Origin of the sequence: Streptomyces angustmyceticus, from assembly GCF_019933235.1 — a bacterium.
Taxonomy (GTDB): domain Bacteria; phylum Actinomycetota; class Actinomycetes; order Streptomycetales; family Streptomycetaceae; genus Streptomyces; species Streptomyces angustmyceticus.
The window spans coordinates 1,710,777-1,732,126 of the sequence record NZ_CP082945.1 but is presented as its reverse complement, the minus strand read 5'-3'; the positions used below and the strand labels follow the sequence as shown (position 1 = coordinate 1,732,126).

The window sequence follows — 21,350 nt, the reverse complement described above, 5'->3', positions numbered from 1 at the left end:
CCTCCCCGAGCGCGCCATTGAGCTGGAAGTTGGAAGCAGTGGGCGAATCTCAGCACGGATTCCGTGGTGCGGCCAAGAGGGTGGGTGAATGAATTCACAATCCCCGGGAGGGGGTTTCGCGGTCCCCGCAGGGCCCTGATCGGGCGCATCACCGCACGGTGCGACCGGCGTGCGGCCAGGGGAAGTTGAGTGCGATGACGCCCGATCGAGTTACCCCGAACGGAGTAGCCGGGCCCCGCCGGGTCGTACCGGCGGGGCCCGGGAGCGCGGGGCGCGAGGACGCCGCGGCGCGACGCCCGGACGGGGTCGCCGTCAGCTCATCCGCAGGGCCAGGAAGAAGTCGAGCTTGTCCTCCAGGCGGGACAGGTCGCGGCCGGTGAGCTGCTCGATGCGGCCCACGCGGTAGCGGAGGGTGTTGACGTGCAGGTGGAGGCGGCTGGCACAGCGCGTCCAGGAGCCGTCGCAGTCCAAGAACGCCTCCAGGGTGGGGATCAGCTCGGCGCGGTGCTTGCGGTCGTAGTCGCGCAGCGGGTCCAGGAGGCGGGCGGTGAAGGCCCGGCGGACGTCGTCCGGCACGAACGGCAGCAGCAGGACGTGCGAGGCCAGCTCCTCGTGGCCGGCGGCGCAGACCCGGCCGGTGCGGGCGGCGGCGACCCTGCGGGCGTGCCGGGCCTCCTCCAGGGCGCCGCGCAGCCCCTCCGCCGAGTGCACCGCGGCGCTCACCCCGACCGTGAGCCGCCCGTCGTCGGCCAGCCCGCGGCTCAGCGGTTCGCGGACGACGGAGAGCAGCTGGTCGGCGTGCAGACCGGTGATCGAGGCGTCCGCGGGCTCGTCCGGGACGGGCAGCGGCACCAGGGCCACCGCCTCGTCGCCGGTGTGCGCCACGGCGATGCGGTCGGAGGGCTCCGGGCCGAAGGTGCCGGGGTCGACCAGCATCTCCTCCAGCAGGCTCTGCGCCACCGGGCCGCCGGGCAGGTCGCCGTCCGCCCACTCGACCCTGGCCACCACGATCTGCCAGTGCGGCGCGGCGCCCAGTCCGGGCAGCAGCACCGGGGCCGCCACCCGCAGCCGGGCCGCGATCTCGGCGGGCGGAGCGCCGGTCTGGACGAGCTCCAGCACCTCCTGGGCGAGCCGGCGGCGGACGGTGCGGGCCGCGTCGCGCCGGTCGCGCTCCACGGCGATCAGCTGGGTGACCCCGTGCAGCAGGTCGAGCCGCTCGTCGGGCCAGTCGCCGGCGTCCGCCTCGACGGCCAGCAGCCAGTCGCTCAGCAGCGTCTGGCGCAGGTCACGGCCCTCGTGGCGGATCGGGAAGAGGGAGAAGGTGGCGGAGTCCAGGGTGACGCGGTGCGGGCCCCTGCGGCCCGTGCGGGCCGCCGCCAGGTGCTCGCCGGCGAGCCGGGCCGCGAGTTCGCCGGAGAGCTCGGGCCCGGAGTCCGCCAGCGTCGAGCCCGCGATCTGCCGGCCGGTGGGGGAGAGCACCCAGGCCCGCAGGTCCAGGTCGGAGCCGAGCAGGTCCAGGACCACCTCCGGGCCGCCGCCCGTGGGGCCGGAGGTCATCAGCCGCCGGTGACGGTCCACCACGGCGGCCAGGTCGCCCGCCCGTTCGCTGGAGACCTGGCGGACGACATGCTCGGTGATGGAGGCGAACGAGACGTCCTCGACGACGGAGAACAGCGGCAGCCGGTGCCGGCGGCAGGCCACGACGAGGTCGTCGGGGACCGAGCCCAGCTCGGCCTCGCCCGCGGCGAGTCCGGCGACCCCGGCCGTGGCCAGGATGCGGACGAACCGTTCGGAGTCGTCGGGCTCCCGGCGCCACGCGAGCCCCGTCAGCACCAGTTCGCCGCCGGAGAGGTAGCGGCTGGGGTCGCGCAGGTCGGTGGTCATCACGCCGCGTACCGTACGGTCCAGCTCGTCCTCGCCCCCGAGCAGCCGAAGGCCCAGGGTGGGAGTGTCCAGGAGTGCGCGGAGCCGCATGACCTCGCCCGCCGTTCTTTGCTGTCTGTGTTGCCGGTGGAATGCCGCGAGGTTTCAGAGCCTCGTCTTTCGTTCGAATCTACAAGACGGGTGGCCTGGCCAGCCAACCGCTTCATGGTTTCGGTGACTGCACCCAGTGGGTGCCGGGCGCGTTCACTGACCTCATCCGCATGAACAGGACATGAACGTATCCGTGGCGATGGCGACGCAGCGTCCTCACCATGAGTAGCGACGACCCGATTTCGTAGAATTCGTAGAAGAGGCCAACCATGGACTTCCTTCGCCCCGCCAGCTGGGAGGAGGCGCTCGCCGCCAAGGCCGAGCACCCTACCGCTGTGCCTATCGCGGGGGGCACGGACGTGATGGTCGAGATCAACTTCGACCACCGCCGTCCCGAGTACCTGCTCGACCTGAACCGCATCGGTGAGCTGAGCGAGTGGGAGGTCGGCGAGAGGACCGTGCGCCTGGGCGCCTCCGTCCCGTACACCAAGATCATGGAGAACCTGCGGGCCGAACTCCCGGGCCTGGCCCTGGCATCGCACACGGTGGCCTCCCCGCAGATCCGCAACCGCGGCGGCGTCGGCGGCAACCTCGGGACCGCCTCCCCGGCCGGCGACGCGCACCCCGCGCTGCTCGCCGCCGGCTGCGAGGTCGAGGTGGAATCCGTGCGCGGCCGCCGGATGATCCCGATCGACGACTTCTACACCGGGGTCAAGCGCAACGCCATGGAGGCCGACGAGCTGATCCGCTCGGTGCACCTGCCCAAGGCGGACGGCCCGCAGCAGTTCTCCAAGGTCGGCACCCGCAACGCCATGGTGATCGCGGTCTGCGCCTTCGGCATCGCGCTGCACCCGGAGACCCGCACGGTGCGCACCGGCATCGGCTCCGCCGCGCCCACGCCCGTACGGGCCCGCGAGGCCGAGGACTTCCTCGCCGCGGCGCTGGACGAGGGTGGCTTGTGGGAGTCCGGCAACCCCATCCCGCCGTCCGTCGCCAAGCAGTTCGCGCAGCTCGCCGCCGGCGCCTGCAACCCGATCGACGATGTGCGCGGCAGCGCCAAGTACCGGCGGCACGCCGTCGGCATCATGGCGCGCCGCACCCTCGGCTGGACCTGGGAGTCCTACCGGGGCAACGAGAGGAGCGCACAGTGCGCGTGACATTCACCGTCAACGGCCGCCGGCAGGAGGCCGACGACGTCTGGGAAGGCGAGAGCCTGCTGTACGTCCTCCGTGAGCGGATGGGCCTCCCGGGCTCGAAGAACGCCTGTGAGCAGGGCGAATGCGGGTCCTGCACGGTCCGTCTCGACGGGGTGCCGGTGTGCTCCTGTCTGGTCGCGGCCGGCCAGGTCGAGGGCCGCGAGGTGGTGACCGTCGAGGGCCTGGCGGACTTCGCCCGGCAGCGCGCCGAGGGCGGCTGTGCCGACGGCACCTGCGGCACCGGCCTGGACGAGGCCAAGGGCTGGCAGGCCCGCCCGGCCGCCCCGCAGTCCGGTGACAGCGCCCCGCACGAGGGGCTCTCGCCGATCCAGCAGGCGTTCATCGACGCCGGCGCCGTCCAGTGCGGCTTCTGCACCCCGGGCCTGCTGGTCGCCGCCGACGAGCTGCTGGAGCGCAACGACTCCCCGTCGGACGCCGACATCCGCGAGGCCCTGTCGGGCAACCTGTGCCGCTGCACGGGCTACGAGAAGATCCTCGACGCGGTCCGGCTGGCGGCCGCCCGCGGCGAGAACCGGACCGCCGGACAGGGGGCCTGACCGCGATGGCCGACAAGGAGACCCGGGTCGCCACCGCGCCCGGCCGTACCCCGACGAACCTGACGCAGGGCAGCCAGACCAAGGCCGGCATCGGCGAGTCCACCCTGCGGCCCGACGGCACCCTCAAGGTGACCGGCGAGTTCGCCTACTCCTCGGACATGTGGCACGAGGACATGCTGTGGGGCTACACCCTGCGCTCCACCACCGCGCACGCCGAGATCCGGTCGATCGACACCTCCGAGGCGCTGGCGACCTCCGGCGTCTACGCCGTCCTGACCTACGACGACCTGCCCACCGACGTGAAGAACTACGGCCTGGAGATCCAGGACACGCCGGTTCTCGCGCACGGCAAGGTGCGCCACCACGGCGAGCCGGTGGCGCTGGTCGCCGCCGACCACCCGGAGACCGCGCGCCGCGCCGCCGCCAAGATCAAGATCGACTACGCCGAGCTGCCGGTCGTCACCGACGAGGCCTCCGCCACCGCCGAGGGCGCCCCGCTGGTCCACGAGAACCGCACCGACCACCACATCGGGCACGTACCGCACCCGAACATCGTCCACCGCCAGCCGATCATCCGCGGCGACGCCGCCGAGGCCGCGAAGAAGGCCGATGTCATCGTCTCCGGCGAGTACGTCTTCGGCATGCAGGACCAGGCGTTCCTCGGCCCGGAGTCCGGCCTCGCGGTACCCGGCGAGGACGGCGGCGTCGACCTCTACGTCGCCACCCAGTGGCTGCACTCCGACCTGCGTCAGATCGCCCCCGTCCTCGGCCTGCCCGAGGAGAAGGTGCGGATGACGCTCTCCGGCGTCGGCGGCGCCTTCGGCGGCCGCGAGGACCTGTCGATGCAGATCCACGCCTGCCTCCTGGCGCTGCGCACCGGCAAGCCCGTCAAGATCGTCTACAACCGCTTCGAGTCCTTCTTCGGGCACGTCCACCGGCACCCGGCCAAGCTCTGGTACGAGCACGGCGCCACCAAGGACGGCAAGCTCACCCACCTCAAGTGCCGCATCGTGCTGGACGGCGGCGCCTACGCGTCCGCCTCGCCCGCCGTCGTCGGCAACGCCTCCTCGCTCGCCGTCGGCCCGTACGTGGTCGACGACGTCGACATCGAGGCCATCGCGCTCTACTCCAACAACCCGCCCTGCGGGGCGATGCGCGGCTTCGGCGCCGTCCAGGCATGCTTCGCCTACGAGGCGCAGATGGACAAGGTCGCCAAGAAGCTGGGCATGGACCCGGTCGAGTTCCGGCAGCTCAACGCCATGGAACAGGGCACGATCATGCCGACCGGGCAGCCGGTCGACTCCCCGGCCCCGGTCGCCGAACTCCTGCGCCGCGTCAAGGCGATGCCGCTCCCGCCGGAGCAGCAGTGGCTGACGGCCGGGGCGGGCGCGGACGTCCGTGCGCTGCCCGGCGGGCTGTCCAACACCACCCACGGCGAGGGCGTGGTCCGCGGCGTCGGCTACGCCGTCGGCATCAAGAACGTCGGCTTCTCCGAGGGCTTCGACGACTACTCCACCGCCCGGGTGCGGATGGAGGTCGTCGGCGGGGTGCCGGTCGCCACCGTCCACACCGCGATGGCGGAGGTCGGCCAGGGCGGCGTCACCGTCCACGCCCAGATCGCCCGTACGGAGCTGGGGGTCCAGCAGGTCACCATCCAGCCCGCCGACACCCGGGTCGGCTCGGCCGGATCGACCTCCGCCTCCCGCCAGACCTACGTCACCGGTGGCGCCGTCAAGAACGCCTGTGAGCACGTCCGCGAGCAGGTCCTCGACATCGGCCGGCGCAAGTTCGGCACGTACCACCCCGCGTGGGCGACCGCCGAACTCCTGCTGGAGGGCGGCAAGGTCGTCACCGACGGCGGCGAGGTCCTCGCCCACCTGGCGGACGTCCTGGAGGACGAGGCGGTCGACCTGGAGCTGGAGTGGCGCCACCGCCCCACCGAGCCCTTCGACCTGCACACCGGCCAGGGCAACGGCCACGTCCAGTACTCCTTCGCGGCCCACCGCGCGGTCGTCGAGGTGGACACCGAACTCGGGCTGGTCAAGGTCATCGAGCTGGCCTGCGCCCAGGACGTCGGCAAGGCGCTCAACCCGCTGTCCGTCGTCGGCCAGATCCAGGGCGGCACCACCCAGGGCCTGGGCGTGGCGGTCATGGAGGAGATCATCGTCGACCCGAAGACCGCGAAGGTGCGCAACCCGTCCTTCACGGACTACCTCATCCCCACGATCCTCGACACCCCGACCATCCCGGTCGATGTGCTCGAACTCGCCGACGAGCACGCCCCGTACGGGCTGCGCGGCATCGGCGAGGCCCCCACCCTGTCGTCCACCCCGGCCGTCCTCGCGGCGATCCGGAACGCGACCGGGCTGGAACTCAACAAGACGCCGGTGCGGCCCGAACACCTCACCGGCACCTAGAGACCGTCCGGGGGCGACCCCGGACACCGGCCTCCGGGCGGTGGGTGTCAGGGGTGTCCCTGTCCGTCCTCCTCCGCCCACCGCCCGGAGGCCCACCACCGCAGTCGCTGCTCCGCTCCGGCGGAGCCAGTACCCCCCGTTCGTCTCGGGCCGTCCCCCGGGTCGTGCAGCCGATGTTTCATCCCAAATCTCGCACCCGTGCGAGTGCCCCTGTGAACCTTGGGAGTAAGGCACCATGACCCAGCAGTCCACCGAGCCGAGGACCACGGCGGAAGACGCCGGGGCCGGCTCGCGCCAGCCCGCGGGCCGGTCCTGGCTCGACCGGTACTTCCACATATCCGACAGAGGATCGACGCCGGCGCGAGAGGTGCGCGGCGGCATCACCACCTTCATGGCGATGTGCTACATCCTCCTGCTCAACCCGCTGATCCTGTCGACCCCGGACGTGGAGAAGAACACCCTCGCGCACGCGGGCGTGGTCACCGCCACCGCACTGGCCGCGGCGGTCTCCACGCTGCTGATGGGCTTCATCGGCAAGGTGCCGCTGGCCCTGGCGGCCGGCCTGAACGTGTCGGCCGCGCTGACCGCCCAGGTCGTCCCGCACATGACCTGGCCGCAGGCCATGGGGATGTGCGTGGTCTACGGCGTGGTGATCTGCCTCCTGGTGGTCACCGGCCTCCGCGAGATGATCATGAACGCCATCCCGTTGGCGCTCAAGCACGCGATCACCATGGGCATCGGCATGTTCGTCGCCCTGCTCGGGCTGGTGAAGGCCGGTTTCGTGGGCAAGGGCGAGGGCGGCCCCGTCACCCTCGGCCTCACCGGGCAGCTGTCCGGCTGGCCGGTGCTGTTCTTCTGCGTCACCCTGCTGCTGATCTTCATGCTGCAGGCCCGCAAGGTGCCCGGCGCGATCCTCATCGGCATCGTGGCCGGCAGCGTGCTGTCCATCGCCGCGACCAGGATCGGCGGCCTCACGGCCAAGGACTGGGGCGGCACGCCCCCCGAGCTGAGCGGCAGCGCGGTCGCCATGCCCGACTTCGGCCTCTTCGGCCATGTCGAGTTCGGCGGCTGGGGCTCCCTCGGCGTGCTCAGCGTCGGCATGATCGTCTTCACCCTGGTGCTGGCCGGCTTCTTCGACGCCATGGCCACCATCATCGGCGTCGGCACCGAGGCCGAGCTGGCCGACGACAAGGGCCGGATGCCGGGCCTGTCCAAGGCGCTGTTCGTGGACGGCGCGGGCGGGGCGATCGGCGGCGTGGCCGGCGCGTCCGGCCAGACCGTGTTCATCGAGTCGGCGAGCGGCGTCGGCGAGGGCGCGCGCACCGGCCTGTCGTCCGTCGTCACCGGCCTGCTCTTCGCGGCCTGCCTGTTCTTCACCCCGGTCACCCAGCTCGTACCGGCCCAGGTCGCCTCGGCCGCCCTCGTCGTCATCGGCTCGATGATGATGAGCGCCGCCGGCCACGTGGACTGGCGCGACCGCTCGGTGTCCATCCCGGTCTTCCTGACCGTGGCCCTGATGCCGTTCACCTACAGCATCACCGCAGGTGTCGGCGCGGGCGTCATCGCCTACGTTGCCATTAAGGCGGCACAGGGCAAATGGCGCGAGATCGGCGGCTTCATGTGGGTGCTGGCCGCGATCTTCGTCGTCTACTTCTCGCTCCACCCGATCGAGCAGTGGCTGGGCGTCAAGTAACCGCCCGCCCTCTCCCCCGTCCGTAAGGAGACCGACATGCTGGACATCGCCGAAGAGCTGCACCGGTGGGTCGGGCAGGGCCGCGACTTCGCGGTGGCCACCGTCGTGGCCACGCACGGCAGCGCGCCCCGCCAGCCCGGAGCCGCCCTGGCCGTCGACAGTGACGGCACGGCGATCGGGTCGGTCTCCGGCGGATGTGTGGAGGGGGCGGTGTACGAGCTGTGCCAGGAGGCGCTGCGGACCGGCGAGCCGGTGCTGGAGCGCTTCGGGTACAGCGACGAGGATGCCTTCGCCGTGGGCCTGACCTGCGGCGGCGTCATCGACATCCTCGTCCAGCCGGTCCGGGCGCCCGCCGCGCGCCCGGCCGGCGACCGCACGCCGGGGGAGCCGGCCGACGGCGCCGCAGGCACGCTCGCCGCCGGCCTGGCCGCCGCCGCCACGGGCCGGGCGGCGGCCCTCGCCCGGGTCATCGAGGGCCCCGCCGGGCTCCTCGGCCGGGCGCTGGTGGTCCGCCCCGACGGCAGCCACACCGGCACCCTGGGCGGCCACCCCGCCCTCGACCGCACCGCGACGGCCCTCACCCGCGCCCTGCTGGACGCCGGGCGCACCACGACGATCGAGCTCGGGGCGGGCCCGGCACCCGGCGAGGACGCCACGGGCGACGACGCGGAGCAGCCGGCCGGTGCGCAGTGCGGTCAGCCCGTCCGCCTCCTCGTCGAATCCTCCGTCCCCGCGCCCCGCATGATCGTCTTCGGCGCGATCGACTTCGCCTCCGCGCTGGTCAAGGTCGGCAAGTTCCTCAACTACCACGTCACGGTCTGCGACGCCCGCCCCGTCTTCGCCACCCGCACCCGCTTCCCGGACGCCGACGAGATCGTCGTCGACTGGCCGCACCGCTACCTGGACTCCCAGGACCTCGACCCCCGCACGGTGCTGTGCGTGCTGACCCACGACGCCAAGTTCGACGTCCCGCTGCTGGAGCGGGCGCTCAGGCTCCCGGTCGCCTACGTCGGCGCGATGGGCTCGCGCCGCACCCACCTGGACCGGCTGCGGCGGCTGCGCGACACCGGCCTGACCGAACTCGAACTCAACCGGCTGCGCTCGCCCATCGGCCTCGACCTCGGCGCCCGCACCCCCGAGGAGACCGCGCTGTCCATCGCCGCCGAGATCGTCGCCAACCGCCGCGGCGGCACCGGCACCCCGCTGACCGGCGCCCACACCCCCATCCACCACGACACGGGGCGGCCGGTGGGGCGGATCGGGTCGGTGGCGTGAGGACGGGGCGCGGCGGTGCGGCGGGCGCGCGGGAGGCGACCCGCGTGCGGCGTCCGGGGCCCGGGGCGCGTGGGAGGCGGCCGCCCGGTGAGAGGCGCCGGAAATCGGGATGACCGTCCCGGCGCACCGCGCTAGCGTCCCCCGGTGACCACTGACGACGACGCCCGCGCCACCACGGAGTTCCGCGACGTCCCGGAGGCCGACTGCGACCGGGCCCTGGACCTCACGTACTCCGTCTTCCATCTGACGCCCGGCGACAAGACCCGGCACCGGCACGCGGGAATGCTCCGGGCCGCCCTCCGCGTCGGCGCGTACGACGGCGGACAGCTGGCCGGGGTGGCCGGGGCGCACCGCCGCACCCTCTCCGTCCCGGGCGGCCAACTCCCGTGCGCGGCGGTGGACTTCGTCTCCGTACTGCCCACGCACCGGCGCCGCGGCATCCTCACCTCGATGATGGACGGCCTCTGGCGCCGCTGCGCCGCGGACGCGTACCCACTGGCCTGCCTGTGGCCGTCCGAGAGCGCCATCTACGGCCGCTACGGCTTCGGCGCCGCCACCGAACTCTGCCGCATGGAGATCGACTCCAGCCGTCCCCTCGCGCTCCGTACCGCCCCCGACAGCCGCCCGCTGCGGCTGATCGACCCGGCCGGGGCACCCGCCCGGCTCGCCCCGCACTACGACGCGACGCTGGCGCGGCGGGCCGGCCGGTTCACCCGCGACGAGAGCTGGTGGCGCTGCGGGGCGCTGGACCTCGACGGCGCCAGCATGAGAGCCGGTCAGGACGGGTTCGGGCCGGCGTACGTGGTGGTGCTCGGCGCCCCCGGTGAGACGCCCGGCGGCTACGCGGTCTACCGCACCCGCGGCCCCGGCGGGAGCGGCCCCGGCACGGTCCGCGTCGCCGAACTCGAAGCCGAATCCGGACCGGCCGCCGCCGCCCTGTGGTCCTACCTCGTCTCGATCGACCTGACCTCGACCGTCGAGATCCAGGGCCGCCCCGCCGACGACCCGCTGCTCCACCTCGCCGCCGACCGCGACCAGGTACGCGTCACCGGCCAGGAACCCGACCTCTGGCTCCGGCTGCTGGACGTCCGCGCCGCGCTGACCGCCCGCTCCTGGGCGGCCCCCGTCGACGTCGTCGTCGACCTGCGCGACACCGTCCTGCCGGCCAACGCGGGCCGCTTCCGGCTGACCGCCGGCCCCGAGGGCGCCACATGGGAGCCCGCCGCCGACACCCCCGACCTCTCCCTGGACGTACGGGAGTTGGCCTCCTGCTACCTCGGTGGCACCCCCCTGCGCCACTTCGCACACGCCGGCCTGGCCACCGAGCACACCCCCGGCGCGGTCCGCCGCCTGGACGCCGCCCTGCAGACGGAGTGGCTGCCCTTCACGGGGGAGAACCACTGAGCGGGGCGGCAGGGGCACGGGCTGGGGACGGATGTGCGGCCGGCCTGCAACGGGGGCTCGCTCCACGGTGCGCGCCCGGCCTGTAGCGTGCGCCCGGTCGTCACTGTGTGGCCGGTCGTCAGCGTGTGGCCGGCGCCCGGCCCGCGCCCCCGTCCCGCCGTGGCCGCAGCGCCGCCATCACCAGCACGTCATGCCACGCGCCGTCCCAGAACAGGGCCTCCCGCATCCGGCCCTCCACCTCGAAGCCGCACTTCTCGTACGCCCGCCGGGCGCGCGGGTTGTAGTCGTAGACCTCCAACTGGACGCGGTGCAGGCCCACCCGGTCGAAGGCGTAGTCGAGCAGCAGCCGGATCGCCTCGGTGCCGATGCCGCGGCCGGTCGCGTCCGGGGCGAGGGCGATCCGGAAGCTTCCGCAGGCGTTCGGCGCGTCGATGTCGTGCAGCGCGAGTTCGCCCAGGAACGCGCCGGACTCCCGGTCCTCGACGGCCAGGTCCAGCCGGTCCGCGCAGGCGGCCCGGCCGGCGCACCACGCCTGCAGCTCTTCCAGCGTGAAGTCATGGTGGGTGCCGGTCAGCCGGCGGATCTCCGGGTCGGCGGCGGAGGCGTGAAAGGCGGCCGCATGGCGCGCCGACAGCGGCGTGAGACGGATCCGGTCGCCCGTGAGCACCGGTTTCTCGGAGAGTGCGGTGGCGTCGATCATGAGGGGATGATGTCCGGGCCGCGGATCGGACGGCAACGGAATTGACGTGCAGGGGAGTTGATCCGCAACGGGAGCGGCCTGCACCACGCCCTCTCGCCCCTACGGGAACACCCCCGGCTCGGGGCCTACGGAAACACCCCGCCCCCGCCCCTACGGCAGCACCCCGACCCGCCGCGCCGCCACCACCGCCTGCAGCCGGGTGTGCGCCCCCAACTTCCGCATGCAGGACCGGAGATAGCTCTTCACCGTCTCCGGGCGCAGCCCCAGACGCTCCGCCACCACCGCGTTCGTCGCCCCCGACGCCACACAGGCCAGGACGTCCACCTCACGCGGCGACAGCCCCGGATCCGCGCCGGCCGCGCAGGCCGTACCCGCCACGCCGTCCGCGCCCGCCACGCCGTCCGCACCGCCCCCGCCGCCCCGCCGCGACGAGGCCGCCGCGAGCCGCCCGCACGCCGCCAGCAGCTCCCGGCGCAGCAGCGGGTCGCCGACCCGCTGCGCCAGCGCGCGCAGCTCACCGTGCGCCTCCCGCACCTCCTCCCACCTCGCCGGATCGCCGGCGGCAGCCCCCGGCCCCGGAGGCACCGCCCGCGCCCCCGTGGCGGGCGGCAGGGCCTCCGCCAGCAGCCGCGCCGCCTCGTCCTGCAGCACCAGCGCCTGCTCCAGCTCCCGCGCCGCCTCCACGGCCGCCGACAGCGGCCGGTCGCCCAGCCGCACCGGCCGGCGCAGCGCCCCGTACAGCACGCCGCGCACCCGCCGCCGGACGATCACCGGCACCGCGAGCACCGACCGCAGCCCCTCCGCGGCCACCGCCGCGTCGTACTCGTGGCTGATCACCGACGAGGCGCCGTAGTCGGTCACCGCCAGCGGCCGGGACAGCGTCGCGGCCTTCCCGCCCAGCCCGTTGCCCTGCGCGATGTCGAGGCCGTGCAGCACCGTGGTCTCCGTACCGGCCAGCTCGTTGATGCGGTAGCGCCCCGTGCCGGCCAGCAGCCCGCCGAACGCCACCGGCAGACCGGTCGCCCGCCGCAGCCGCGACAGCGCCGCCCGTACGTCCGCCGAATCGTTCGCCGCGGGCTCGAACTGCACGCCGATACCTCCGGTTCCCCCCATTCGGGGGTGGTGAGACCTGCGCCACTGATTACACGATGGCAGGGAGCGGTGCGGCAATGAGGAGGACACATGACGGACACGGAAAACGGTGCGACGGGCCGCGCACCGGCCGCCACCGAGGCGTTCCGGGCGGCGCGGGATCTCCTGCTGCGGCACCGGGAGGACTACGACGCGGCCCGCGCGGAATTCCGCTGGCCCCGGCCCACCCACTTCAACTGGGCCCTGGACTGGTTCGACGCCATCGCCCGCGGCAACGACCGCACCGCGCTGCACCTCGTCGAGGAGGACGGCAGCGAGACCCGGCTGAGCTTCGAGCAGCTGCGCCGCCGCTCCGACCAGGCCGCCAACTGGCTCTCCGCCCAGGGGGTCCGGGCCGGCGACCGCATCGTCGTGATGCTCGGCAACCAGGCGGAACTGTGGGAGACCGCGCTGGCCGCGATGAAGCTGCGCGCGGTCGTCATCCCCGCGACCCCCCTGCTGGGCGCCGCCGATCTCGCCGACCGGATCGACCGCGGCCGGGCCCGCCACGTCCTGGTGCGCGCCGCGGACACCGACAAGTTCGCCGCCGTCCCGGGCGACTACACCCGGATCGCGGTCGGCGGCGCGGCGGACGGCTGGCTGGCGTACGAGGAGTGCTACGCGAGCCCCGAGAGCTATGAGCCGGACGGCCCCACCCGGGCCGGCGACCCCCTGATGCTCTACTTCACCTCCGGCACCACCGCTCTGCCCAAGCTCGTCGAGCACACCCACGCCTCCTACCCCATCGGCCACCTCGCCACGATGTACTGGATCGGCCTGCGGCCCGGCGACGTGCACCTGAACATCTCCTCGCCCGGATGGGCCAAGCACGCCTGGTCCAATCTCTTCGCGCCCTGGAACGCCGAGGCCACCGTCTTCATCCACAACTACACCCGCTTCGACGCGGCCCGGCTGATGGCCGAGATGGACCGGGCCGGCGTCACCAGCTTCTGCGCCCCGCCCACCGTCTGGCGGATGCTCATCCAGGCCGACCTGTCGGCGCTCCGCACCCCGCCCCGGGAGATCGTCGCGGCCGGTGAACCGCTCAACCCGGAGATCATCGAGCGGGTGCGGCAGTCCTGGGGCGTGACGATCCGCGACGGCTTCGGACAGACCGAGACCGCCGTCCAGGTGGCGAACACCCCGGGCCAGCCCGTCACCCCCGGCTCCATGGGCCGGCCCACCCCCGGCTTCGACGTGGTGCTGCTCGACCCGGTCACCGGCGCACCGGCCGACGAGGGGGAGATCGCCCTCGACCTCTCCACCCGGCCGGTCGGCCTGATGACCGGCTATCAGGGGGACCCCGAACGCACCGCGGAGGCGATGGCCGGCGGCTACTACCGCACCGGCGACATCGGCTTCCGCGACAGCGACGGCCGGCTGACCTACATCGGGCGCGCCGACGACGTCTTCAAGGCGTCCGACTACAAGATCTCGCCCTTCGAGCTGGAGAGCGCCCTGCTGGAGCACGAGGCGGTCGCCGAGGCCGCCGTGGTGCCGGCCCCCGACCCGCTGCGGCTGTCCGTGCCCAAGGCCTATGTCGTGCTGGCGGCCGGGTGGTCGGCAGGGCCGGAGACCGCGAAGCTGATCTTCGCGCACTCCCGCGAGGTCCTGGCCCCCTACAAGCGCATCCGGCGGCTGGAGTTCGCCGAACTGCCGAAGACCGTCTCCGGCAAGATCCGCCGTATCGAATTGCGCGAACGCACCGCCCAGGGCGACGGCAGCGCCGAGTACCGCGAGGAGAACCACCGATGAGCCGCCCGGACCAGCAACTCTCGTACGCCGCCGGGGCCGGCGACCGGCCGCTGCTCGACCGCACCATCGGCACCGACCTGGCCCGCACCATCGCCCGGTTCGGCGACCGCGAGGCGCTGGTCGACGTGGCGAGCGGCCGCCGCTGGACGTACACCGAACTGGGCCGCGCGGTCGACGAAGTGGCGCTCGGCCTGCTCGCCAAGGGCGTCGGCAAGGGCGACCGGGTCGGCATCTGGGCGCCCAACTGCGCCGAGTGGGTCCTCGTCCAGTACGCCACCGCCCGGATCGGCGCGATCCTCGTCAACGTCAACCCCGCCTACCGCGTCCACGAGCTGGCGTACGTCCTGCGGCAGGCCGGCATCACCCTCCTGGTCTCCGCGACCCACCACCGGACCAGCGACTACCGCGGGATGATCGAGCAGGTGCGCGCCGAGAGCCCCGCGCTGCGCGAGGTCGTCTACCTCGACGACCCGACCTGGGACGAGCTGCTGGCGGCAGGCGCCACCGTCCCGCCCGCCCGGCTCACCGAGTACGAGCAGACCCTCGCCGCCGACGACCCGGTCAACATCCAGTACACCTCGGGCACCACCGGCTTCCCCAAGGGCGCCACCCTCTCCCACCGCAACATCCTCAACAACGGCTACTGGGTCGGCGAGACCGTCGCCTACACCGAGCACGACCGGGTGTGCCTGCCGGTGCCCTTCTACCACTGCTTCGGCATGGTCATGGGCAACCTCGCCGGCACCTCGCACGGCGCCTGCCTCGTCATCCCCGGCCCCGCCTTCGACGCCGCCGCCACCCTCCGGGCCGTCCAGGACGAGCGCTGCACGTCCCTCTACGGCGTCCCCACCATGTTCATCGCCGAACTCAACCACCCCGACTTCGCCACCTACGACCTCACCACCCTCCGCACCGGCATCATGGCGGGCTCGCCCTGCCCGGAGGAGGTGATGAAACGGGTCGTCTCCGAGATGCACATGGCCGAGGTCTCCATCTGTTACGGCATGACCGAGACCTCCCCGGTCTCCACCCAGACCCGCCGCGAGGACGACCTCGCCCACCGCACCACGACGGTCGGTCGCGTACTGCCGCACATCGAGGTCAAGGTCGTCGACCCGGTGAGCGGCGCGACCGTCCCCCGCGGTACCCCGGGCGAACTGTGCACCCGCGGATACAGCGTGATGCTCGGCTACTGGCAGGAACCCGAGCGCACCGCCGAGGTCATCGACACCGACCGCTGGATGCACACCGGCGACCTCGCCGTGATGAACGACGACAGCTACGTCCGGATCGTCGGCCGCATCAAGGACATGATCATCAGGGGCGGCGAGAACGTCTACCCACGCGAGATCGAGGAGTTCCTCTACTCCCACCCCAAGATCGCCGACGTCCAGGTGGTCGGCGTCCCCGACGACAAGTACGGCGAGGAAATCGCCGCCTGCGTCATCCTCCGCGACCCCGAGAACCCCCTCACCCGCGACGAGTTGGACCACTACTGCCGCTCCCACCTCGCCCACTTCAAGATCCCCCGCTACCTCCACATCGTCGACACTTTCCCCATGACCGTCAGCGGCAAGGTCCGCAAGGTGGAACTGCGGGAACGGTTGGCGGGGGAGGTGGGGCGGGTCTCGCAGTGAGTCCGCGCCCCGGGCTACTGCCCCCGCTCGCCGCCGGCGCGGCGGGAGCCGACCCGGGCGGGGCGCGTCCACGGGATCAGGGCGGGGACCCGCGCCCGGTAGGTGTCGTAGGCGACATCGAACTGACTGCCCATCAGGCCGTCCTCAAGGCACACCCTACGCAGCAACCAGGGGACGGCAACTACCAGATAATCCACCCAGACCCCGAAGCCGCAGGCCAGCATGCCGCCGACGATCAGACCGAGCAGACCGGTGTAGATGGGGTGGCGGACCAGCCGGTAGGGACCGTCGGTACGCAACTCGTGGTGCTCCTGCACCAGCGGGACGCCGGCCCACATCGTGCCCAGCACCCAACGGGCCCACAGCAGCAACGCGGTGGAGGCGGCGGCGAGCAGGGCACCCAGGAGTGCGAGCTCGGGCTGCCAGTACTGGAGGTGGCGCCAGGAGGACGGCGGGGCATGGCCGACCAGCACCGCGAAGACCCCGGCGCCCACGATCACCGGAATCCGTGCGTGCGCGGTGCGCCGCAGTCCGCGCACCCAGCCGGCCCCGGCCCATTCCGGCTCTTCACACCGCAGTAGACCGCCCCCACGACCCAGGCCACAAGAACGATGACGACGCAGATGTCGGTGACCGCAACCACTGCCGAATGAAGAGAGCCCATGGGGCGAGACTGCTCCGCGTGCGGCGTGGTGCACCACCACCCACGGGAACCGGGAAGCTCCACCCCCAGGTGGAGGCCCCGCACGGGCATGAAACGGGGACGTACCGGTCGGCATCCTCATTGACCGTGGCCGCCCATCCGTCTGGGGACGCACTTGGCGCTGCGTGACTCGCCGCCGCTTGGACCTGAGCCGACGACAGGTAGCCACGAGGGCGGGGGCGCTGGCCGATCAGGCTCGCGTCTGCCTCGCTGCACCGCCACCGCCACCGCCACCGGCCTCGCTACCGGCTCATGCCGTCGACCAGAGGGCGGCAACAAGGGCCGATACGTGGCCGAAGAACTGATCTCGGTGCCCCTCTCGAACTCTCGGCTACGGGAACTGGACTTTTTGGTTGTAGCGCCTTTCCGTGGCGGTTGGTTTTAGGCTGGTAGTCCTTGCTGGTAGAGCGTCGAGGGGGATTTGATGCTGGTAGAAGCGTTGTCGGCCTTGGCGGCTGCGGGTGGTGGTGCCGTCGTGCAGGCTGCTGGTACAGATGCCTGGAACGGGGTCCGCGGTGGTATTGCCCGAGTGCTGGGCCGAGGCGAGGCCGCTCGTGAGCAGAGCGAACTGGAGCGGCTGGACCGCACGCGAGCTGTGCTGGAGGCCTCGAACGAGGATGAGTTTGAGGGGGTGCGTACGGCCCAGGCCGCGGCTTGGCAGAACCGTCTGGAGATGCTTCTGGAAGCACTGCCCGAGACGCAGCGTCGGCAAGCCGCGGCGGAGCTGCGGGCTTTGATCGAGCGGGCGGGTGCAGGAGGTGGGAGCCAGTCCGTGCATAACGACTTCAGCGGGGCGACGTTTGAGAAGTCGGCGGTGCAAGGCAGCGGTTCGCAGCACAACACCTTCAACTGACGCAGAGGGCGGCATCTGGTGGGGGGCAAGAACAAGTCCAAGGGACGGAACAAGAAGAGCGGCAGCCGCAGTCAGCGGGTCGCTGCAGGGCCGGGGACCGGAGCGGAGCGTGACAACAGCTTCGCCGGCAGCCGGTTCGATCGAGCCGCTGCCTTGGGCAGTGGAACGCAGTACAACACGTTCGTGCACGAATACGCACCGGCACCGTCCGCGCTCGCCTCGCTGCCGGAGCTGCCGGCAGAGTTCACCGGACGAGAGGAGGACCTGGCATTCCTGCTGGACCTCCTCGATCCAGGGTCGGGTGTAGAGCGGCCGGGGGTCGTCGTAGCGGGCATGGGGGGCGTGGGCAAGACGACGCTGGCTCATGCCGCCGGTCATGAAACGTTGAAGCGAAAATGGTTCACCGGGGTGCTCCTGGTAGACCTGCGTGGGTACGACTCCCAGCCTGCCCAGGCCGAGCAAGCCCTTGATTCCCTGCTGCGTTTGCTCGGGGTGCCATCGGAGCACATTCCTCCCACCGGGCCCGAACGGGAAGTCTTTTACCGCTCCCATCTCGTGGAACGCGCCCGGGGGAGTGAGCGGCTGCTGGTAGTCGCGGACAACGCCTCCAGCGCCTCCCAGGTCAAACCCCTGCTGCCGCCCGCGCCGCACGGGATGATCGTCACATCCCGTAAAGCGCTCCCCGGAATCGGCCGCCTGCGCTCCCTCCATCAGCTGCAGCCCGAAGACGCCGTCGACCTCCTGGACCTCGCTCTGCGCGAAGCAGATCCCAGCGACCAACGCGTCGAAGGGGACCAGAGAGCAGCTGAGCGCATCGCTGTTGCATGCGGCTGCCTGCCCCTGGCCCTGCAGATCGTGGCCGCGCAGCTGGTTCAAGACCCCGGACAGCCTCTGGCCGAACGCGCCCAACGCCTTGCCTCAGGCGAGGGACGGCTGGACAGCATCAACGACGGAGAACGCGACCTGCGCACCGTCTTCGACCAGACCCTCAACAGCCTGCTCCCACAACAGCAGGATCTGTTCCGCATGCTGTCTCTCAATGCCGGTCCCGACATCTCTACGGCCGCAGCCGCCGCTCTCACCCACCAGACCGAGACAGTTACCGACAACCAGCTCAGCCAGCTCGCCGCCACACATCTCATCGAACGCAGCCCAGTTCGGGGTCGGTGGCAGATGCACGACCTGCTACGCGACTACGCCTACGAAAAATCTCGGTCCCACTGTCAGGACAACCGCACCGCGCGCCGTAAATACGAGCAAGCACACCAACGTCTGACTGACTATTACATTCGACTGGCCGAAAACGCGGACACTCATATCACATCGTCCGGGCAGGGTGCTTCCCCTACACTTTCTGGCCGGGATGAGGCGCTGACGCAGCTGGACGCAGAGTGCGCCAATCTCATTGCCGCCGCTCACGCTGAAGCCCCCTCCGAAAGCACCGCCCGCCTTGGTTTCGCTATCCGTGACTACCTGGAATGGCGCCACAGGACGCAGGACGTTCTGGCAATCGGAGCATTGGTTTTGGATACCTGCCGTGCCCTCGGCGATTTTCATAATGAACCAGGCGCCTGGCACAACCTTGGGAGCGCCTTGGATGAACTGCATCGTTACGACGAAGCTCTCACCGCATTTCGCACCGCGCGTGCACTCGCCGAACAAACCAACGACAAAGATGGTCAAGCCGCCGCGTGGAATGGTGCCGGTGGCTCTCTGTACCGGCTGCACCGTTACGATGAGGCTCTCACCGCATTTCGCACCGCGCGCGCCTTCGCCGAACAAACCAACAACAAAGACGGCCAAACTAATATCTGGAACAACATTGGCAATGCTCTAGAGGCGCTACACCGTTACCAAGAGGCCCTCGCCACCTCTAATGCCACGCGCGCTCTCGCCGAGCAAACGGACAATAAGGACAGTCAAGCCGTCGCGTGGAATAGTGCCGGGAACGCCCTGGAGAGACTGCACCGTTACGACGAGGCTCTCGCCGCATACGACACCGCGCGTATCCTCGCCGAACAAACCAACCACAAAGACAGGCAAGCCGCCGCATGGAATAATACCGGAAATATCCTGGAGGACCAGTACCGTTACGACGAGGCTCTGACCGCATACCGCACCGCGCGTACCCTCGCAGAACAAACCGGCAACAAAGACAGTCAAGCTACCGCGTGGAATAACACCGGCCGTGTTCTGTCCAAGCTGCACCGTTACGACGAGGCTCTGACCGCATACCGCACCGCGCGTACCCTCGCAGAACAAACCAGTCACCCTAGTGGCCAAGCCACCACCTGGCATGGCATTGGCAACGTCCTGTACAGCCTGCACCGTTACGAGGAGGCTCTCACGGCATACGGCACCGCGCGTGGTCTTGCTGAACAGACTGGCAACAAAGACAGTCAGGCCGTCGCGTGGAATAACACGGGTAGTGCTCTGGAGAAGCTGCATCGTTACGAGGAGGCTCTCACGGCATACGGCACCGCGCGTGGTCTTGCTGAACAGACTGGCAACAAAGACAGTCAGGCCATCGCATGGAATGACACCGGTGACGCTCTGGAGAAGCTGCATCGTTACGAGGAGGCTCTCACGGCATACGGCACCGCGCGTGGTCTTGCTGAACAGACTGGCAACAAAGACAGTCAGGCCGCCGTGTGGAATAACACGGGTAGTGCTCTGGAGAAGCTGCATCGTTACGAGGAGGCTCTCACGGCATACGGCACCGCGCGTGGTCTTGCTGAACAGACTGGCAACAAAGACGGACAGGCCGCCGTGTGGAATAACACGGGCAGTGCTCTGGAGAAGCTGCATCGTTACGAGGAGGCTCTCACGACATGCGACACCGCGCGTGGTCTTGCTGAACAGACTGGCAACAAAGACAGTCAGGCCGCCGTGTGGAATAACACGGGCAGTGCTCTGGAGAAGCTGCACCGTTACGACGAGGCCCTCACGGCATACGGCACCGCGCGTGGTCTTGCTGAACAGACTGGCAACAAAGACGGACAGGCCGCCGCGTGGAATAACACGGGCAGTGCTCTGGAGAAGCTGCACCGTTACGACGAGGCCCTCACGGCATGCGACACCGCGCGCACCCTCGCTGAACAGACCGGCGACAAAGACGGCCAAGCCGCCGCATGGAATGGCACCGGGATCGCTCTTAGAGGCCTGTGTCGTTACGACCTGGCCGAATCTGCTGGCCGGCGCGCGGTGTCGATTCTTGAAGCTCTCGGTGACCTCACCTCCGCCGGAGAAGCATTGGGTGAACTGGCGCAAACTCTCAGTGCGGCTGATGCCGACGTTGTGAAGGTGTGTGAAGTCTGGCTGCTCTCCGCTGATTCCTATAAAAGGGCGGGCGCGCTGGAAGAGGCAGCCCGCGCATATGGGAAGGTAAAGCAAGCCGAGTCAGGGCAGGCTCCGTGAGGCAGTGGAACAAGCGATATCTGACTCGTGGAGAAAGTTGTTGCTCAGACTTCGGAGCGACGTCATCGGAGGCCCTGAGGGGGCGAGGGTTGAGCCCGTGTACATCGGTGCCATGACCCGGTACCCGAGTCCGTGGCACGGGCCCGGCGCCGGTTCGGGAAGTTCGCAGATCCGCATGAGCTGGCGTGCTCGGTGGGGCCTGGAGCTGGGGGCGGTGCGCGGCGGCGGCGGTTCAGGGCCGCCGCTCCCCGGGCCAGTCGAGCAGCAGGCGCTGGGTGCGGGGGAGTGAAGCGACCACGAGGTCGTAGGAGTCCTCGATCATGTCGAGGACGAGTTGGTCGGGGAGGGCGCCGGTCAGCGAAACGGTGTTCCAGTGGCGCTTGTTGAGGTGGTAGCCGGGGACCACCTCGGGGTGCGTCGCGCGCAGGCGTTCGGCCAGTTCGGGTTCGCATTTGAGGCTCACGGTGAGCGGGGTATTCGTCAGTGTCGTCAGCGCGAAGATTTTTCCGCCGACCTTGAAGGTGGACACGTCGGGGTGGCGCGGAAAAGGGAACTCCTCGACCGCGCCGTTGAAGTCCAGGCAGACGGCCCGCAGGGCATTCGCGTCGATCACCAGGTCATTATGTCCGGCCGCCGGT

The 21,350-nt window shown here is 70.8% G+C and carries 15 protein-coding genes; 10 read left to right on the top strand and 5 right to left on the bottom strand.

Features of this window, described 5'->3' with window-relative positions; all coding sequences use genetic code 11:
- Window positions 1-312: 312 nt before the first annotated feature.
- The gene (locus K7396_RS08095) at window positions 313-1,974 is read right to left on the bottom strand and encodes a PucR family transcriptional regulator (protein WP_086716317.1); all 1,662 of its coding nucleotides are present in this window, start codon (window positions 1,972-1,974) and stop codon (window positions 313-315) included.
- A gap of 269 nt (window positions 1,975-2,243) precedes the next feature.
- On the opposite strand from K7396_RS08095, the gene K7396_RS08090 reads away from it, so the two are divergent.
- The 6 genes from K7396_RS08090 (at window position 2,244) to K7396_RS08065 (ending at window position 10,516) form a co-directional block, all read left to right on the top strand.
- Window positions 2,244-3,131, top strand: a complete 888-nt coding sequence (locus K7396_RS08090) for an FAD binding domain-containing protein (RefSeq protein ID WP_086716315.1) — start codon at window positions 2,244-2,246, stop codon at window positions 3,129-3,131.
- Window positions 3,122-3,727 (top strand): (2Fe-2S)-binding protein, encoded by a 606-nt coding sequence (locus K7396_RS08085; protein ID WP_086716313.1) that lies wholly within the window; start codon window positions 3,122-3,124, stop codon window positions 3,725-3,727. The genes K7396_RS08090 and K7396_RS08085 overlap by 10 nt, the downstream gene beginning before the upstream one ends.
- A 5-nt stretch (window positions 3,728-3,732) precedes the next feature.
- The gene (locus K7396_RS08080) at window positions 3,733-6,144 is read left to right on the top strand and encodes a xanthine dehydrogenase family protein molybdopterin-binding subunit (protein WP_086716311.1); all 2,412 of its coding nucleotides are present in this window, start codon (window positions 3,733-3,735) and stop codon (window positions 6,142-6,144) included.
- Between the two features lie 235 nt (window positions 6,145-6,379).
- The gene (locus tag K7396_RS08075; RefSeq protein ID WP_086716309.1) at window positions 6,380-7,837 is read left to right on the top strand and encodes an NCS2 family permease; all 1,458 of its coding nucleotides are present in this window, start codon (window positions 6,380-6,382) and stop codon (window positions 7,835-7,837) included.
- A 36-nt stretch (window positions 7,838-7,873) separates the two neighbouring features.
- Entirely contained in the window at window positions 7,874-9,112 is a 1,239-nt protein-coding gene (locus K7396_RS08070) for an XdhC family protein (RefSeq protein ID WP_152104304.1), read from the top strand.
- Between the two features lie 144 nt (window positions 9,113-9,256).
- Window positions 9,257-10,516 carry a GNAT family N-acetyltransferase gene (locus tag K7396_RS08065; protein WP_086716305.1) on the top strand — a complete coding sequence of 420 codons (1,260 nt, stop codon included), beginning with the start codon at window positions 9,257-9,259 and terminating at the stop codon, window positions 10,514-10,516.
- Window positions 10,517-10,634: 118 nt separating this feature from the next.
- On the opposite strand, the gene K7396_RS08060 is transcribed toward K7396_RS08065, so the two are convergent.
- Window positions 10,635-11,216, bottom strand: a complete 582-nt coding sequence (locus K7396_RS08060; protein WP_086716304.1) for a GNAT family N-acetyltransferase — start codon at window positions 11,214-11,216, stop codon at window positions 10,635-10,637.
- Between the two features lie 150 nt (window positions 11,217-11,366).
- On the bottom strand, window positions 11,367-12,305 hold the full coding sequence (locus K7396_RS08055) for a helix-turn-helix transcriptional regulator (protein WP_373866876.1): 939 nt from the start codon (window positions 12,303-12,305) through the stop codon (window positions 11,367-11,369).
- Between the two features lie 93 nt (window positions 12,306-12,398).
- Between K7396_RS08055 and K7396_RS08050 the strand changes: the two genes are divergently transcribed.
- Both K7396_RS08050 and K7396_RS08045 read left to right on the top strand, forming a co-directional pair.
- The gene (locus tag K7396_RS08050; protein WP_086721830.1) at window positions 12,399-14,102 is read left to right on the top strand and encodes an AMP-binding protein; all 1,704 of its coding nucleotides are present in this window, start codon (window positions 12,399-12,401) and stop codon (window positions 14,100-14,102) included.
- A complete protein-coding gene (locus K7396_RS08045; protein ID WP_152104306.1) occupies window positions 14,099-15,739 on the top strand; it encodes an AMP-binding protein in 1,641 nt (546 codons plus the stop codon). The genes K7396_RS08050 and K7396_RS08045 overlap by 4 nt, the downstream gene beginning before the upstream one ends.
- Window positions 15,740-15,753: 14 nt before the next feature.
- Here the strand turns inward: K7396_RS08045 and K7396_RS08040 are convergent, their stop codons facing one another.
- Window positions 15,754-16,278, bottom strand: a complete 525-nt coding sequence (locus tag K7396_RS08040) for a methyltransferase family protein (protein WP_223659773.1) — start codon at window positions 16,276-16,278, stop codon at window positions 15,754-15,756.
- Window positions 16,279-16,866: 588 nt separating this feature from the next.
- Between K7396_RS08040 and K7396_RS08035 the strand changes: the two genes are divergently transcribed.
- Together K7396_RS08035 and K7396_RS08030 are read left to right on the top strand one after the other, a co-directional pair.
- Entirely contained in the window at window positions 16,867-17,295 is a 429-nt protein-coding gene (locus tag K7396_RS08035) for a hypothetical protein (RefSeq protein WP_143589166.1), read from the top strand.
- Window positions 17,296-17,313: 18 nt separating this feature from the next.
- Window positions 17,314-20,712: a tetratricopeptide repeat protein gene (locus K7396_RS08030; RefSeq protein ID WP_223659771.1), complete on the top strand. Its 3,399-nt coding sequence runs from the start codon at window positions 17,314-17,316 to the stop codon at window positions 20,710-20,712.
- Window positions 20,713-20,944: 232 nt separating this feature from the next.
- Here the strand turns inward: K7396_RS08030 and K7396_RS08025 are convergent, their stop codons facing one another.
- On the bottom strand, window positions 20,945-21,325 hold the full coding sequence (locus K7396_RS08025) for an MmcQ/YjbR family DNA-binding protein (protein WP_223659768.1): 381 nt from the start codon (window positions 21,323-21,325) through the stop codon (window positions 20,945-20,947).
- Window positions 21,326-21,350: the final 25 nt, after the last annotated feature.